General features: G+C 42.0%; 15 protein-coding genes, 1 other RNA gene and 2 pseudogenes. All 18 read right to left on the bottom strand.

The window, feature by feature from the left end:
• Positions 1-45: 45 nt before the first annotated feature.
• Entirely contained in the window at positions 46-603 is a 558-nt protein-coding gene (locus AC075L_RS00950) for a 5-formyltetrahydrofolate cyclo-ligase (protein WP_008703219.1), read from the bottom strand.
• Positions 581-802 (bottom strand): DUF896 domain-containing protein, encoded by a 222-nt coding sequence (locus tag AC075L_RS00945; RefSeq protein ID WP_008703220.1) that lies wholly within the window; start codon positions 800-802, stop codon positions 581-583. Before AC075L_RS00945 ends, AC075L_RS00950 begins: the two co-directional genes overlap by 23 nt.
• 93 nt (positions 803-895) lie before the next feature.
• Positions 896-1,760, bottom strand: a pseudogene (gene proB, locus AC075L_RS00940) (glutamate 5-kinase).
• A gap of 104 nt (positions 1,761-1,864) precedes the next feature.
• Entirely contained in the window at positions 1,865-2,359 is a 495-nt protein-coding gene (gene ybeY / locus AC075L_RS00935) for an rRNA maturation RNase YbeY (RefSeq protein ID WP_055052765.1), read from the bottom strand.
• A complete protein-coding gene (locus tag AC075L_RS00930; RefSeq protein WP_008703224.1) occupies positions 2,356-3,366 on the bottom strand; it encodes a PhoH family protein in 1,011 nt (336 codons plus the stop codon). The genes ybeY and AC075L_RS00930 overlap by 4 nt, the downstream gene beginning before the upstream one ends.
• A 140-nt stretch (positions 3,367-3,506) precedes the next feature.
• The gene (locus AC075L_RS00925) at positions 3,507-4,691 is read right to left on the bottom strand and encodes a sporulation protein YqfD (protein ID WP_055052764.1); all 1,185 of its coding nucleotides are present in this window, start codon (positions 4,689-4,691) and stop codon (positions 3,507-3,509) included.
• On the bottom strand, positions 4,685-4,969 hold the full coding sequence (locus tag AC075L_RS00920) for a YabP/YqfC family sporulation protein (RefSeq protein ID WP_020993926.1): 285 nt from the start codon (positions 4,967-4,969) through the stop codon (positions 4,685-4,687). Before AC075L_RS00920 ends, AC075L_RS00925 begins: the two co-directional genes overlap by 7 nt.
• Before the next feature lie 73 nt (positions 4,970-5,042).
• Positions 5,043-5,579 carry a DUF2284 domain-containing protein gene (locus tag AC075L_RS00915; protein ID WP_022381410.1) on the bottom strand — a complete coding sequence of 179 codons (537 nt, stop codon included), beginning with the start codon at positions 5,577-5,579 and terminating at the stop codon, positions 5,043-5,045.
• A 38-nt stretch (positions 5,580-5,617) separates the two neighbouring features.
• Complete coding sequence (gene rlmH / locus AC075L_RS00910; protein ID WP_022381411.1) at positions 5,618-6,097, bottom strand: 23S rRNA (pseudouridine(1915)-N(3))-methyltransferase RlmH; 480 nt, start codon at positions 6,095-6,097, stop codon at positions 5,618-5,620.
• Positions 6,098-6,147: 50 nt separating this feature from the next.
• Positions 6,148-7,239 (bottom strand): chitobiase/beta-hexosaminidase C-terminal domain-containing protein, encoded by a 1,092-nt coding sequence (locus AC075L_RS00905; RefSeq protein ID WP_055199506.1) that lies wholly within the window; start codon positions 7,237-7,239, stop codon positions 6,148-6,150.
• Positions 7,240-7,252: 13 nt separating this feature from the next.
• Positions 7,253-9,810, bottom strand: a pseudogene (locus tag AC075L_RS00900) (FtsK/SpoIIIE family DNA translocase).
• Positions 9,811-9,987: 177 nt separating this feature from the next.
• Positions 9,988-10,641: an undecaprenyl-diphosphate phosphatase gene (locus AC075L_RS00895; protein WP_476387031.1), complete on the bottom strand. Its 654-nt coding sequence runs from the start codon at positions 10,639-10,641 to the stop codon at positions 9,988-9,990.
• The gene (locus AC075L_RS00890) at positions 10,625-10,867 is read right to left on the bottom strand and encodes an undecaprenyl-diphosphate phosphatase (RefSeq protein ID WP_476387030.1); all 243 of its coding nucleotides are present in this window, start codon (positions 10,865-10,867) and stop codon (positions 10,625-10,627) included. Before AC075L_RS00890 ends, AC075L_RS00895 begins: the two co-directional genes overlap by 17 nt.
• 262 nt (positions 10,868-11,129) lie before the next feature.
• Entirely contained in the window at positions 11,130-12,026 is an 897-nt protein-coding gene (locus tag AC075L_RS00885; RefSeq protein ID WP_008703238.1) for a YihY/virulence factor BrkB family protein, read from the bottom strand.
• A gap of 231 nt (positions 12,027-12,257) precedes the next feature.
• Entirely contained in the window at positions 12,258-13,319 is a 1,062-nt protein-coding gene (locus AC075L_RS00880; RefSeq protein WP_022381415.1) for an aldose epimerase family protein, read from the bottom strand.
• 78 nt (positions 13,320-13,397) lie between these two features.
• Positions 13,398-13,579: non-coding RNA, 6S RNA (gene ssrS / locus AC075L_RS00875), on the bottom strand.
• 92 nt (positions 13,580-13,671) lie between these two features.
• Entirely contained in the window at positions 13,672-15,162 is a 1,491-nt protein-coding gene (gene thrC, locus AC075L_RS00870) for a threonine synthase (RefSeq protein WP_022381416.1), read from the bottom strand.
• A gap of 283 nt (positions 15,163-15,445) precedes the next feature.
• On the bottom strand, positions 15,446-16,287 hold an 842-nt coding region (locus AC075L_RS00865; RefSeq protein WP_476387029.1), incomplete at its 5' end, for a cell wall hydrolase.

Raw genomic sequence — 16,287 nt, 5'->3', positions numbered from 1 at the left:
TCATGCCAAGGCGGTTCAGCATTTCATTCATGTTCAGGTCCCCTTTCAGTCAGTAAGATAGCATATCTCCTCTTCTGTTACTATGATCTGCGGACAGATATCAGTAGGTTCTGTGGGAACCTCCGGCAACATCTGAAAAGAAAATGCAATGGCAACTCTTTCAAGCTGCGGATGTTTCTCAAGATAACGGTCATAGAAGCCACCGCCGTATCCGACTCTGTGGTTTGCTCTGTCAAAAGCCACTCCCGGCATGATCATAAGAGCCTTTGACCAGTTGACGATCTCCCCCGATACAGGCTCAGGAATCCCAAAATATCCGGGTTCCAGCCGGGCAAAGTCTGTCAACTTATAAAATACCATATCCTTTCCCACAACCTTGGGAACTGCAACCTCCTTGCCGGCCTTCCATGCTTCTTTTATAAGATACTCTGTGACAACTTCATGGTTGTAATCTGCATATACCAGAATGCGGTCCGCATTCTTAAATGCAGGAAGTGCGGTCACTTTGTCAGTGATCGTGCGGCTCATTGCCTCTATCTGTTCATCTGTGTGCAGCTTTCTTTCTGCGAAAATCTTCTTTCTAATGTCTTTTTTTGATTCCATATTTTTCACCCAGATTAATGATTGTTCCGTCTTCCTGCTGAACATCCACATTGTCCAGCTGAGCGCGAAGGTTCATGCGGACAGATGCAATATATTCCTTGCGCAGCAGTTCTCTTTCTTTTTTCTCTTCTTCAGTAAGCCCCACACTTTTGGCTTTATGTGCAAGTGCATTAATGCGGTCGATTTTCTCAACTTCCATAGTTCTTCCTCCTGTTTTTTGTCTACGGCAGTCTGTCTGTAAACACAGCCATTTACTCTGTGAATGTCATTTGGCACCGGTAAATTTCCGGTATTATAACAGTCTGTCAATAATATCGATCAGATAAACTTCTTCTTTGGACTGGCTTACAAACAGCGTACCGTACCTGCGTCCCTCTGTGATCTTATGGATAATATGGAAATCGGCTCCGTTTGCGATCACCATATCTACGCCTGCTGCAGAAGCGATCTGTGCTGCTGTCAGCTTAGTAGCCATTCCGCCGGTTCCTACCTTACTTCCAGAAGTACCTTTTCCCATGTTAAGCAGATTATCATCCAGATTTTCTACCACATCGATGAATTTTGCATCAGGATTAGTATTGGGATCATCTGTAAAAAGACCATCAATATCTGATAACAGGATCAGCAGATCTGCCCGTACAAGTGCGGCAACCATTGCAGACAATGTATCATTATCTCCGAACTTCTCCAGACCCTGAAGCTCATAGGTGGAAATGGAGTCATTCTCGTTTACAATGGGAATCACTCCCAGACTGAGCAGTTCATCGAAAGTATTCTGAGCATTCTTTCGGTTAACATTATTAACCATAGTATTTTTGGTCATAAGCATCTGAGCGGAAAGCTGATTATATTCAGAAAAAAGTTTCTGATAAATCATCATCAGTTTCTTGGCCTGTCCTACTGCTGCACATGCCTGTTTTCCTTTCAGTTCTGTGGGTTTCTCATGCATTCCAAGAGCTGCCACACCTGTTGCTATAGCTCCTGAAGAAACCAGTACTGACATCTTTTCCCTGATTGCGAAGGTCACTGAAGAGCTCTCTTGCCAGCACTTCCAGTTTGCGAAGGTTCAGTCTTCCTGTCTCCGAATGAGTCAGGGAAGAAGAACCGATCTTAATTACAATACGTTTTTTATCTTTAAGTCGTTCCCGGTAATTCATCTTTTTGTTACTCCATATAAATATATTTTTAGTAACTGTTCAGTGTCTTTACAGTTACGAGACAAAATCCATCAGAAATTGCCTGCAATAACAGAATTTGAAGATCAGCGTGTAATCCCAAGCTCCTCCAGGGCTTTTGCCTGTTTTGTCTCCATGACTGCCGCTTCCCCGGGAGTCATATGGTCATATCCCAGCAGATGCAGCATACTGTGTGCAACCAGAAAACAGAATTCTCTTGTCACACTGTGTCCGTATTCCTCTGCCTGCGCAAATACCTTGTCAACTGAGATCATGATATCTCCAAGAAGAAGTTCGTCTGTATCCAGATCAAAGTAAGATTCATCTTCCTCCACAATATCATATCCTGCCGGTGTCTCAAAAGGAATCATAGGGAAGGATAAAACATCCGTAGGTCTTGCGATATCGCGAAACTCAGTATTAACTCTCTCAATCTCTTCGTTATCTGTAAGTACAAGATTCACCTGTGCATCATAGGGACATTTTTCCATTTCAAGAACCTTGTCAGCTACCTTTACTGCCAGTGTCTCATAGTCGATCCCCAGTTCACGCTCTGTCTCATAATCAATCTGCATGTTCATCGTTCATTTACCCCGTTTCTGCGTCTTGCCGGTCTTTCAGGTTTTTGTTTCTTCTCATAGGCATCATAAGCCTGTACGATCTGCTGTACCAGAGGATGACGGACAACATCCTTGCTGGTAAGCTGGCAGAAGCCAATGTCATCTATTTTTTTCAGTACTTTCATTGCCACGTCAAGTCCGGATGTGGTATCTCTTGGAAGATCTTTCTGTGAGGCATCTCCGGTGATGATAACCTTGGAACCAAATCCGATACGTGTCAGGAACATCTTCATCTGTGCCGGAGTAGTATTCTGTGCTTCATCGAGAATGATAAATGCATTATCCAGTGTACGTCCGCGCATATATGCAAGCGGTGCAACCTCGATCAGGCCGCGCTCCATATTTTTCGCAAAGCTGTCCGCTCCCATGATCTGGTACAGTGCATCATAGAGTGGTCTCAGATAAGGATCTACCTTGCTCTGCAGATCTCCCGGAAGAAATCCCAGCTTCTCACCGGCCTCAATAGCAGGACGTGTCAGGATGATCCTGCTGACCTCCTCATTTCGGAAGGCTGTGACAGCCATTGCCATCGCCAGATAGGTTTTGCCGGTACCGGCAGGACCTACACCGAACACGATCATTTTTTTGCGTATCTGTTCTACATAATCTTTCTGCCCCAGTGTTTTGGGCTTGATAGGTCTGCCCTGTATGGTGTTACAGATAAAATCTTTGTCTATTTCTGTGAGAACTTCGTTTCTCTGCTCCATTGCCAGAGAAAGAGCATAATTGACATTCTGTTTCGTGATCGTGTTGCCTCTTTTTGCAAGTACTGTCAGTTCTTCTATCAGTTTCTTCGCAGAAGCCGCATTCTGTTCATTGCCAAGTATCTTAAGGATTCCGTCTCTGGAGATCACTGTCACATTCAGTGTTCTCTCAATCAGCTTAAGATGCTCATCAAACTGGCCAAATACATTTGCTTCCAGTTCTGCGGGGACTTCTGTGTGTAATTCAATAATATTGCCAGCCATCCTGTGATGTCCTTTCCTGTTGATAAGTTAATAATGGATTATTGCCTCGTTTATGGACGATAATCAAAGTCCGGTTAAAACCAGATGCATCCATTGTAACACCTCCCTGCAACTTTTTAAATACAAATTTTTATGGAATTTTATGTTATCCGGCTTTTTTCGCCTGTCTGTTCGATGATAAGCAGAGTTCCTCCGGTAATGCACAGAGATTCTGTCAGCCTGGTAGTAATATGATTTTCACTGATCTTAATGCCATTTTGAAGCAGCTTCTTTTCATATTGATGAAATCTTCGCACAGCTTCCTTCTCGGCTTCTTTCCTGGTATAGGTTTCTTCTTTTACTGTATAATCAGTAGTTTCGGTCCATCCGATCCATACAGGAAGTATAAAATTTTCTGTGATACGCAGAGGAATTTCCTCTGTGATACGTTTCTGACCTGTATGTAATGCCGGATGCAATCCCAGATACCAGTGCCCAAACCGGAAATACATTTCTTTTTTCTTTTTGCCGGCAGGGATTTCTGTACGGTATTTTAATGGAAATTCCTGATAATAGGAAATTTGTCTGGAAATAAAAATATCCGCATCTGCATGAACGTATTCCTTTCGCAGGACTTCCTGACTGTCATTCATGATATGAAGTTCCCCGGATACCAGAAGTTCCCCTTTTTTGCAGGAATCCCCGGGCTTTTTTACCGGTATGCCCCTTCGGACGATCATATCTGTGATCACTCCGTCCTTGTCTGCGAGCAGATTACAGGGTGAGGTGTTACTGTTGGTTTTTTGGGGGATAATTCCTTCCTGGATATTAAGAATCAGACGGGTTCCTTCTATTCTGGCAGATACCCAGGTAATCTCCGGAAAATTTTTCCGCACAGCTGCTGCAACTTCTGAACAGTTGATCTTTTTTTTGGACATTCCATGGTTTATATCCTGCGTATCCAGAAAATCGAGGATTTCTCCGGTACTGTTTCTGACATTTCCTTCAATATGGATATTCCAGATTCTCCCTGTCAAAAAAAATATCAGGATGCCTCCCAGAATCATGCCTGTAAAAAAAGCCTTTCTTTTTTTATTCCTTAAAAAAAAGAAGGGCATTCCCCGTTTCTGTATGATCTGAATATGTACACCTGTTTTATTCCGGAGAGGTCTCAGGCGAAAGAAATCAGCGGCCTGCATTTGTGCCATAAGCTGGCCGTCCTCTCTGTACCGGATCTTTTCCATATAAACTTTTCTGCTTTTGCAGAGATTCAGAAAGCGTTCCAGATTTTCTCCTCTTACAAGGATGATCACATAACCATATATTAATTTCAAAAATTTCAACATTCGCTGTCACCCGCTTTTATATCATAAATACTTCCCGTCACTTTCATTGCACTGGAATTGTACCAGCGGATTTCAAGATTTTTCCCGGATATGGTCACTTTTCCGCAAAAAGACTGTATCACAATTTCAGAAGGTGTATATTTAAAAACAGATTTATAATTTTCGATAACAGCTTCCGTCTGACCGGTCAGTGTGACGATCGTTTCATTATATGCCAGATCAGGCGGAAGTTCTAATGCCAGCACCATCCGGTTTTTCCATTGTCCTGCTTTTTTCATAAAAAAAGCTCCCCCGGCTTTTACTATCAGTTTATGCCGGAAGAACTTTCTTTAAAACACGTTTCAGTAGCAATCATCGAAACAAAACCATAGAAAACCACAGAATTGTATTTCCACCCAGATTATATTCCATAGATTCACGCTCTACAATCTCATTTACTACTACACCATGACTTTCCAGACATGGATGCATCCGGTCAGGATATCTGCATGGTTTTCCCTCTTTATAGGCACATTTTTCACAGATATCACAGGATTCTGTAGACAGGATATAAGTTTCATACCCTTCTTTATTCAGATATTTTCCCACCTCTGTAGTCAGATCCTCGTGTGCCCGTCTTGTAGAAAGCATTTCTTCCATGTTCATGATATCCGAAACTTCCGCTACACTGGAAAAGAAAACAGCCTGAGGATAACTTTTTATTTTTTTTTCACATTCCTGCAGGGTTCCTACTGCGGGGGGACAGGCCCAGGTAGAATCATAACGTTCGCATTCTTCTTGGCAGATCGTGCGTACGCGTTCCTGAATTGTAATATCTTTTGTGTCCAGTATGCGGTATTCAAAAATCGGGTACTGTGAAATAAATTCTTCAAATTTTTCTGTGTTCATAGTTTTCTTCTTTCTTTTGGGCTTGTTGGTACATTCGTTTATTTATGATAGGGTTCGTGATTCATAATGCGGTAGCTTCTGTATATCTGTTCCAAAAGGATCATCTGCATCAGCTGATGCGGAAAAGTCATTCTGGAAAAGCTGAGCTTATAATCTGCACGTTTCAGAACACTCTCACTCAGTCCTAAGGAACCTCCGATCACAAATGCAATGGAACTGATACCGGAAACTCCCAGTTTCTCAATTTTTTGAGAGAGTTCTACAGAATCCGGCGTTTTTCCGTCAATTGCCAGTGCGATGACATAATCCTGTTCGCGTATATGTTTCATCAGACGTTCGCCTTCTGTATTTTTAATCTGTGTGTTCAGTGCTTCTGACGCTTTATCCGGTGTTTTTTCATCTGCTACCTGACAGAAAGTCAGCTTGCAGTATCTGCTCAGCCGTTTGGCATATTCTGCGATTCCGTCACACAGATATTTTTCTTTGATCTTTCCAACTGTAACAATACGGATTTCCATGATCTTCTTCCTTCTATTTTAATAAAATCAGCGATAAAATCACAGTATTTTTAGTACTGCAGATAATATTCCATAGCAGTCATTTTACTGGTCTTGCCATTTGCTGCAACAAGAATAACATTCAGCCTATGGTAACCCACAGGCATGGAGATTGGCTGTTCATAAACAGTACTGTTAAGATCCGGTTCAGAATCAAATGCATAATATGCTTTACATCCATCCGGGACAGTGATCTTAATCTCTGTTTTTTTATTGTAATCCCCTGATTTAGGTGTTACCTTAGGGGCTTTCGGTGCATTTAAAACAATCACATACTTTCTGCTGATCACATCACTTTCGATGTTTTTATCATTTACACCAAAGGCTTTTAATTTAGTTGTGCCTTCCCTCAGAATAATAGGTTCTGTATATACTTTACTCTTTCTGGTAGGTGTGCTTCCATCTAATGTGTAATAAATCTTTTGGCAGTTACCTTCCAGTTTCAGAGTCTGCGTTGTAGTATAGGTTCCGGGGGCAGGATTTGATACAGGTGTTTCGCAGATATATTCTGCGCAGGCATTCTGCACCTCTCTGTCAGCAGATTTCAGGATCAGTCTGACTTCGTTGGTCTTTCCCTCCTGTGTAAGAAGCTTCACATACTCTTTATATATTCCTGTTCCCGCAGTTTTGTTCTGGATAAACGGGCGCAAAACAAGAAGTGCAGATCGTTTATCGCCTGATTTCTCCATACTTTTGGCCAGAAGAAGATTGGCGGCTTCATTTTTGGGATTTTTATCCAGAGCATTTTCTGCAATCCGCTGTGCTTCTTCATAGTTTTGCTGTGCATATTGTTTTTTTGCTCTGGAATATAAGGCAGAAAAAGTATTTAACTGCCGATAACAAAAGAACCCCAGCAGTGTCGCCGCACACAGAAGCAGACATAGAAGCTGTTTTCTGCTGAATTTCAGCTTTCTTCTTTTTGGATGTTTGAAATATTTTATAATTTCTGTTTTCTGTTTTTTTTCGGATGGGCGGTTCTGCTGCTCCTTTTTCATCAGAGTTTCCACTGTGCTGAATTCTCTTACCCAGGGTATCTCCGCAAGGCAGTAGGGGCAGTACAGAGAGCCTTTTTCCACCTCTTTATGACATTTAGGACATTTCATAGACAGTCCTCACTTACTGATTTTCCAGATAATTCTGAAACTCCTCCATAGACATAAGAACTTTTCTCGGTTTTGTTCCCTCTTCCGGTCCCACTACACCTGCGTCGCAGAGCTGATCCATGATTCTTGCCGCTCTGTTGAAACCAATCTTAAACATTCTCTGCAGCATACCAATAGAAGCTTTCTCTTTCTCTATGATAAACTTACCTGCTTCTTCAAAATGGATGTCCCTTTCATCTCCGGACATACCTGTTGTTACAGGAGAATTTACCTGCTGCTCGATCTGTTGGTTATACTGGACACCCGGATTTTTATCTGCAAGAAATTCAACCACAGCACTTACCTCATCATCAGATACAAATGCACCCTGAAGTCTTGCAGGCTTCTGATATCCCTGAGGATAAAAGAGCATATCACCTTTTCCAAGAAGCTTCTCGGCTCCGTTCATATCCAGAATTGTCCTGGAATCCACACCGGAAGATACAGAGAAAGCAATTCTGGAAGGCATATTCGCCTTGATCAGACCGGTGATAACATTTACAGACGGCCTCTGTGTGGCAATGATCAGATGGATACCTGCCGCACGTGCAAGCTGGGCCAGGCGACAGATAGCATCCTCCACCTCTCCGGGCGCAACCATCATAAGGTCTGCAAGCTCATCCACGATGATCACGATCTGCGGCATTTTCACAGGTTCTTCTTCAGTTCCTGCCGCCTTGATCTGCTCTGCTTTTCTATTATATTCATCCAGATTACGGACACCGTACTCCGCAAATGTATTGTAACGGTTTGTCATCTCCTGTACTGCCCAGTTTAATGCGCCTGCTGCTTTCTTCGGATCTGTCACAACCGGAATAAACAAATGTGGAATTCCGTTATACACACTGAGCTCTACTACTTTAGGATCGATCATGATAAGCTTTACTTCATCCGGATTTGCCTTGTACAGGATACTGATGATAAGTGTATTGATACATACTGATTTACCTGAACCGGTTGCACCTGCGATGAGAAGATGTGGCATTTTGGCAATATCCGCAACTACAGTCTTACCTGCAATATCCTTTCCTACTGCAAAAGAAAGTTTGGATTTTGCCTTCTGAAATTCTTCTGACTGGAGCAGATCTCTGAGCATAACCGTACTGTTCTCTTTATTGGGAACCTCAATGCCCACTGCTGCTTTGCCGGGGATCGGTGCTTCAATACGGATATCAGGAGTGGCAAGATTCAGGTTTTGATGTCATCTGCAAGACCTACAATTTTGCTGACCTTCACTCCCATCTCGGGCTGAAGTTCATAACGGGTAACTGTTGGTCCGCAGCTCACATTAGTGACAGTCACGTTCACGCCGAAATTGTGAAGTACTTCCTGGAGTTTTTTTGCAGTCTTACGCAGATAGGCATCAGAATCCCCCTGAGCTTTGCTGCTTCCTTTCTTCAGCAGATTTAAGGCTGGAAATTTATATTCTTTTTTTACGGCTGCTTCCTGTCGGGTGATCTCATGCTGAATGTTTACAATTCCGCTCTGTATCTCCTTTTCAGAAGATTTGGGGTTTTTCGAAGGCGGCCGCACTGCCTTCTCATCCTGAAAAGGGGGCAGATCTTCCTCCGGTTCTGAAACCACAGATTTCTTCCGGTCAGTGACAGCATCTTCAAATGGAAGGTCTTCCTGCTGTTGTGATTCATTATCTGCCTCGTATGTATCCGGGGATGTATCCGCTCTGTGAATCTCAAAATTCATCGGAGCATCGATGTATGGTTTATTATCCGCATCATCAGAGGATTTAATCCCTGTGTTCTCGGTATTCTCCGCAGCTTCGGCTGCTGCTTTATCTGTATCTGCTGCTTTTTTCAGAAGTTTCCCCTTTTTCTTTGGCTTCTGTTCAGAATAGCCTGTCAGCTTGGTTCCTTCCAGAAAGCCGCCTTTTTTCATTTTTTTTGCTTCCGAAGGATCCATGAGAAAGTCATCATCTGAAAATTCATCATCGCCAATTTCTTCCTCCAGTCTGCGGACTCTTTCTTCACGCCGCTGTTCTCTTATAAGCTGACGTTCTCTGGCACGTTCTTCTCTATATCGCTCACGTTCAGGCTGCCCCTGCATATAGCGCATATGTCTGTCTTTTACAAAATCACACACCTTTATAACCAGCCGCGTTACAAAATCAAGCAGAGAGCGCTGTGTGATAATGATCATACATACAACAAATGCCAGTATAATGATCACATATCCGCCGATAGTTCCAAAAGCAGATGTGACAGAAATACAGATCGCTCCTCCGATCAGACCACCGCCTGTTTTATAATCTGCGCTTAAAGCATAATAATCCAGCAAAGTTGTACTCTGCATATATCCATCTGTGAGAAGCTGCGCTGCCCCACACAGAAACAGAAACATCACAAACGCCGCTGCAAGTTTCTTATATGCCAGCCGGTTTGTTTTATTGATCAGAATAAATGCTGATTCAAGGAAAAATACGATTGGAAACAGATATGCCATCAGTCCCATCAGTCCGAAACAGAAATTACTGATCGCATCTCCCACAAAACCACCTGCTCCAAAATTGCTTGCCATCAGGATTACACATGCGGCCAAAATCACAAATAATATGATTTCTGTCTGAAATCTGCCGACTTCCTGTTCCATTGCTGTCTTCTTTTTTGTATTTCTTCCCGAATGCCCGGTATTCTTACTCTTTGATGCTGCCATTCTAAGGCTCCCCTCCTTGATCTTCTCGTAAATATCTTCCCTTTACAGGGCAAAATTTAATGCCAGTGTAATAATACCGACTATAAATGAATAATATGCAAAATAGCGTAATTTTATATTCTGAGTCATGGCTATTGTATTTCGGATAACAAGACATCCCGCAAAACCGGCGATGATCATTGCAAATACATATGTAAACCCAAGTCCTGCTGTCATTTCAGAAGCACCAAAATTTCCGATTTCCGTAAAAAAAGCACCTATGATAGCAGGCAGACTCATAAAAACAGAAAAACGAACCGCAAATTTGCGGTTATATCCGCATAACAGTGCAGCACATAACGTAAATCCCATTCTGGAAATCCCCGGAAAGACAGCAATCCCCTGACAAATTCCAATCCACATGGCGCTGTCATAAGAAGCCTCTCTCGGTTCCTTTTTTCCACCGGATTTATTCAGATCTGTTACCAGAAGAAATACGCCTGTAAGTAAAAATCCGATTCCCGGAACAATCTGAGAGTCTGCGGCCAGAAGAGCCAGCCGTTTTCCTGTAAGTCCCAGAAGTGCTGTTGGAATCATGGAAATCACAAGAAGTGCACCTGTTTTCCGATATGTTCCGGTGACTATTCTGGCATAGCCCAAACTTTCCCCTGTCTTCTTGTTATGGATATATAGATTCAGATTACCGATCATATCCATAAACATCCCCAGAAGTCCCAGTCCGATTTTTTTTCAAATCTTTGCGGAACAAAAATATAATTGCTGCCGCACTTCCAAGATGGAGCATCGTTTCTGACAGCAATCCGGTTTCGTGGCCGATTCCCATATATTGTTCCAATATGCATAAATGTCCCAGGCTGCTGACAGGAAGAAATTCCGTCACAGCCTGAATGACAGCCAAAAATATCAAATATACAACGATCATAGAACTGATTCCTTTTTGTTTCTCCAAAATTATGGTTTATTATAGCACACTCAGAAAGGCTTTACAATAAAAAGCCCCCTGACTGTCATGTTCACAACGTAGCCAAAAGTTACTGTTCACTCCGTTCCCAGCAACACGCTTCGCGATGCACAGAATTTATGCTAATCGCATAAATTCGCGCAGTATGTCTCGGGTTTTCTGTGACCTTCGCTCACAAAAAACACCTCGCGGGATATTACCAGTGAACAGTAACAGCCAGAATTCATTCATTTTCCTGCTGCTTTTTTTCTTTTTCATGTGCCAGCAGTTCCTGTACCGATTTATGTGCAATCCGGAATTCTTTTTCAAAATAAGCATTGATCTCTGCACCGTATAACAGAAGATTCATACAGATATACAACCATACCATGACCATGATGATCGTCGCAAGGTTTCCGTACATATTACTGAATCCCGGAAAAATCTCAAAATAAAAAGAGAATCCGTATGAAAATATCGACCATGCAACTGCTATGATCAAGGCTCCGGGAATCTGGCTTTTGAATGTGGCTTTTCTGTTCGGAAGAACCTTATACAACATAAGAAAAACCAGAAACAACACACCAAATACCAACAGTGCTCTTGCCCCCAGTATTTTTCCCAGAACTCTTCCAAGAAAAGGAATATATCTTGATACAACTTTCTGTATTTCGTTTCCGAGTACAAGCATAAGCAGAGACACGATTACCGCAATCACCAGTGATAAAGTATAGAATACTGCATAAATTCTGGTTAACAGCCAGTTACGGGTTTCTTTTACGTGATAAATGGTATTTAATCCATTGATGATAGACTGCATTCCTTTTCCGGCAGACCACAGTGCCACAATTGCTGACAAAGGGACAATTGCAGTACTTCTTTTGTATACATCTACCACGATCCCCAGAACAAAACTCTGCAGATTCTCCGGAATAAAAGCAACGATCGCATCCCTGACTACATTATAGGTCAGAGGTGTATACCGTACCAGTGTAGTCAGAAACAGAATGCAGGGAATAAAAGACATGATCAGAAAATACGCTGCCTGTGTCGCATAAGCTCCTACGTGATCTCCGGATACACGTTCCATAAACCCGAATAAAAGCCCTGTAACAGACCGGGTTTTATTTTTCTTTTTCATATATGTCTCCATTCTGTTATTTTACAGCAGTCATTTCTGATAATGCATTTATGGTGATTGCTGTAATTATAAAGATAACTGTTTCGAATATCTCTGTTTACTATCATACCATGAAACTGCCGTTATGACAAACATGAATTATGGATAATAAAATCCGGTTCTTTTCATGCTGGAATGCTGTAGATATGAAAAAAACCGGATCAATATGTAATTAGTTTTATGGTCAGATTTTTACTTTATGATGTAGAAATGATAAGCAGTCACAGAATCATACTGTTCACCTGCATTAAGAATCGGGGAGTGGAAATCTTCAACATTGACCGCATTCGGTTCAACCTGCGTTTCCAGACAGAAAGCATCCCGCTTATTGTAAGTATGACCATTTTTACCATGTTCATTTTCGACAAAATTTGCTGCGTAAAACTGTACACATGGACAGTCAGAAGTGACATCCATGGCAATTCCGGTTTTATCACTGTATGCGGTTGCGATCAGTCTTCTGTTTCCTTTTGCATAATTGTCTGTCACATAATTGTGGTCATATCCGCCTGTGAATTTCAGCTGGTCAAATTCTGCTTCAATATCCTGCCCGATCTTTTTGGCAGTTCTGAAATCCATGGGAGTCCCTGCAACTTCCCCATACACTCCTGTAGGAATGGAATGACTGTCGGCTACAGGTGTATAATATTTTGCATGGATTGTAAGATACTGATCCATGGCGGTTCCGCTTCCCTCACCATTCAGATTGAAATAAGAATGATTTGTCATATTGGCAACTGTCGGTTCATCGCAGATTCCCTGATAATGGATCCTCAGTTCGTTGTCTTCCGTAAACTCATATTTTACAGACACATCAAATTCTCCCGGGAAACCATTCTCGCCATCCGGACTTATACGGTTAAATATAACACTGTTTTTATCATCGGAAATCTCAGCCACTTTCCAGAGCTTTTTTTCAAATCCGTCAGGACCGCTGTGAAGATTATTGTCATTCTCATTCTGAGCAAGAACTACTTCTTTGCCATTGACAGAGAATTTCGCACCGCCGATGCGGTTTCCGTTTCTGCCGATGGTTGAACCGAAAAAGCATCCATTTACTTCATAAGATGCCAGATCATCATATCCAAGTACTACGTCTGTTAAAGTACCATCTTTATCAGGTACGCAGACCTTAACCAGGATTGCTCCAAAATCTGTCACTTCCGCATATGCCCCGGATTTGTTTTCCAGATGAAAAATTTTTACTGTTTCCCCAGTCTGTAATATGCCGAACTTTCTTTCAGAAACACTCATTGTTTCCAACCTCCCGTATCATAAAATAATATTAAATCCAAAAGATAATAAAAAAGAGCCTCTCTACGGCTCATTTTTACAGTTCCCGAAATGCCGTTCCCTTCCCATTGACGCCTAGCCGCAGCTAGGTGGGTATCCTCAACAGACCTTCTGTCTTCCGCTGCATAATGACGGCCTGACATCCGGCCTGCGATGTTGGGTTCCCGTTAAAGTCGATGTAGGTTCAAAAAAAGAAGGGGCCTCGTACATTTCAGGATATTCACTGTTTTTAACTGATTTTTATTATACTCCAGTATATGTTCTTTTTCAACATAAAATGTAGAATTAATTATATTTTTTTATAATATGGAGATTATCGGATTCCAAGGATATCTTTTACTGCCTTTGGCATATCCGGCGCATCTACCACCCGGTTATGAAGTACCGGTGCTGTGCGGATCGTCTCAACTGCCTGTGGAAGTTTCACTCCGGAAAGCGCACTCAGTTCATCAGCCAGTGCAAAATCATCCTTACCGTCTGTATCTGCTCCAAGTGCTTCCATTACACTTCTTGTAAATTTATATGGGCTTGCTGTGGATGCAATGACAGTTGGTGTGGTATCATTGGTATCTTTTACATATTTGTCATAAACACCTGCTGCAACTGCAGTATGGGTATCTATCACATAATGACTGTCTTTGAAGATTTCTGCGATTGTTTTTGCTGTTTCGTCTTCTGTACAGTAATTGCCATAGAAGTCTGCAAGCTGTGCCTTCATGTCTTCTGTGATGGTATACTCGCCGCCAGCAGTAAGAGACTGCATCAGCTCTGCACATTTTTTTGCATCACCGCCTGCGATACGGTAGATCAGACGTTCCAGATTGCTGGAGATCAGAATATCCATGGACGGTGAGGTTGTAAGGATAAAGTCACGCTTTCTGTCATAAGTTCCTGTGCGGAAGAAATCATACAGAACCTTGTTATCATTGGAGGCACAGATAAGTTTGTGAACCGGAAGTCCCATCTGTTTTGCATAATAAGCAGCCAGGATATTTCCAAAGTTTCCGGTAGGTACTACCACATTGATCTCCTGACCGTCTTTGATCTTGCCCTGACGTACAAGTGATGCATATGCATATACATAATAAACAATCTGCGGTACCAGACGTCCAATATTGATAGAGTTCGCAGATGAGAACTGATATCCTGCAGCATCAAGTTCTGCTTCCAGTTCCTTATCATTGAACATTTTCTTTACGGCAGTCTGTGCATCGTCAAAGTTTCCGGTAATTCCCACAACATATGTATTGTTGCCTTTCTGAGTTACCATCTGTTTCTCCTGGATAGGACTTACACCATGTTTCGGATAGAAAACGATGATCTTGGTTCCCGGAACATCTGCAAATCCGGCCATTGCCGCTTTACCTGTATCTCCGGAAGTAGCGGTAAGAATAACAATCTCATTTTTTACCTGATTCTTCTTAGCAGCTGTAGTCATAAGATGTGGAAGAATTGATAATGCCATATCCTTAAACGCAATGGTCGCACCATGATACAGCTCAAGGAAATAAGCTCCGTCTGCTTCATGAAGCGGTGCAATCTCTTTTGTATCAAATTTTTCATCATAGGCATTGTTGATGCAGTTCTTTAATTCTTCTTCTGTAAAATCAGTAAGGAAACATTTCATTACTTCATATGCTGTCTCCTGATAGCTCATCTTTGCCAGCTCATCCATTGGGACATCCAGCTTCGGAATCTCTGTCGGCACAAATAAGCCGCCATCCTCAGAAAGCCCCTTTAAAATAGCCATAGAAGCTGTTACGGTTTCTTCTTTTCCTCTTGTGCTTTTGTATAATACCTGCATGATATTTCCTGCCTTTCCAAAGTTATTCGTAACTGTTCAGTATATTGGCAGTAATAATAAACCGCTGAACAGTTACAGTTATTCATTTCGCCAATTGAGCACATTATAGCATATACTTTAGCAAAATACTATCCTAAATTATTTCTCTTTTTTCTGTCTTTTTATGATTGATTACTATAAATCAAAAATATGGACATATTCTTTTGTTCCCGAAGAATATGTCCATATTTTGAGCAGTATTACCGCAATCCTGTTAAATGAGTTATATGAAGAGTATCGTTTATTACGATCCTGTGGAACTTTCTGCTGAATCCGGATAGGTATAAAATTCATGTACGCCGTATTTAAACAGCCTTTTCAGATCTTTCTCAAACCAGGAGACATTCTGGCTTTCAGCTTCAGACTTCTGGATAAAAAACAGTGCTCCTTCTGAATAATCCACACCTTCAAGAGCCTGTCTGACGGCTTCTCTTGTCTCATCTGTAACAGTTACTTCATTGATACGTCCGTCATAAGTCGGCGAAAACTGCGGAACACCATTGGTATTCTGCCATACCACTTCTGTGACTGTATCGGGAAATTCCTTATTCTTTATACGGTTCATGATCACATTGGCAACCAGAATGCGTCCCTTGACATCCTCAGTACCTGCTTCAGCTTCTACAATATGAAGCAATGTATCATAGTCCTCATCCGACATCATCCGGGCACTCTCTGCAAGAGCCGCTGTCCTTGCATCTAACTCATTGATGCTGCTCTCCATAGAAGAGCTGACATCGAATTCTGCCATATTATCTTCAATAACTTTGATTCTCTGACCGACCATTACCTGTTCACAGGAAGTTCCGATACGTGTGACTGATTTTTTGGGAGAAGCTGTATCATTCATTCCAGATACTACTCCTGCAATTCCTGTTGGCAGTACATCTGTTTCGTCAGCATCAGAGGAAAAAGTTTTCTCCCTATTTTCAGAAGCTGCATATACTTTGTTTTTTCCATTAAAATCTGCTATTCTGCCGCCTGCTGCAAACGCAATCGCCGTACAGGTACACACTGTAACCAGTATCAGACTCCGCGCCGGATTGCCGGACTGTTTTGACTCTTTTTTCTGAACTTTCATACTTA

Source organism: Blautia sp. ZXY-1-B12 (assembly GCF_056339915.1).
The sequence above is the reverse complement of the archived record's forward strand: the minus strand, read 5'-3'. Positions and strand labels throughout refer to the sequence as shown.

Excerpts from the sequence above, each read along its gene's own strand:
- AC075L_RS00950 (WP_008703219.1), bottom strand. The coding sequence starts at position 603 with ATGGAATCAAAAAAAGACATTAGAAAGAAGATTTTCGCAGAAAGAAAG.
- AC075L_RS00945 (WP_008703220.1), bottom strand. The coding sequence starts at position 802 with ATGGAAGTTGAGAAAATCGACCGCATTAATGCACTTGCACATAAAGCC.
- ybeY (WP_055052765.1), bottom strand. The coding sequence starts at position 2,359 with ATGAACATGCAGATTGATTATGAGACAGAGCGTGAACTGGGGATCGAC.
- AC075L_RS00930 (WP_008703224.1), bottom strand. The coding sequence starts at position 3,366 with ATGGCTGGCAATATTATTGAATTACACACAGAAGTCCCCGCAGAACTG.
- AC075L_RS00925 (WP_055052764.1), bottom strand. The coding sequence starts at position 4,691 with ATGTTGAAATTTTTGAAATTAATATATGGTTATGTGATCATCCTTGTA.
- AC075L_RS00920 (WP_020993926.1), bottom strand. The coding sequence starts at position 4,969 with ATGAAAAAAGCAGGACAATGGAAAAACCGGATGGTGCTGGCATTAGAA.
- AC075L_RS00915 (WP_022381410.1), bottom strand. The coding sequence starts at position 5,579 with ATGAACACAGAAAAATTTGAAGAATTTATTTCACAGTACCCGATTTTT.
- rlmH (WP_022381411.1), bottom strand. The coding sequence starts at position 6,097 with ATGGAAATCCGTATTGTTACAGTTGGAAAGATCAAAGAAAAATATCTG.
- AC075L_RS00905 (WP_055199506.1), bottom strand. The coding sequence starts at position 7,239 with ATGAAATGTCCTAAATGTCATAAAGAGGTGGAAAAAGGCTCTCTGTAC.
- AC075L_RS00895 (WP_476387031.1), bottom strand. The coding sequence starts at position 10,641 with ATGGATATGATCGGTAATCTGAATCTATATATCCATAACAAGAAGACA.
- AC075L_RS00890 (WP_476387030.1), bottom strand. The coding sequence starts at position 10,867 with ATGATCGTTGTATATTTGATATTTTTGGCTGTCATTCAGGCTGTGACG.
- AC075L_RS00885 (WP_008703238.1), bottom strand. The coding sequence starts at position 12,026 with ATGAAAAAGAAAAATAAAACCCGGTCTGTTACAGGGCTTTTATTCGGG.
- AC075L_RS00880 (WP_022381415.1), bottom strand. The coding sequence starts at position 13,319 with ATGAGTGTTTCTGAAAGAAAGTTCGGCATATTACAGACTGGGGAAACA.
- thrC (WP_022381416.1), bottom strand. The coding sequence starts at position 15,162 with ATGCAGGTATTATACAAAAGCACAAGAGGAAAAGAAGAAACCGTAACA.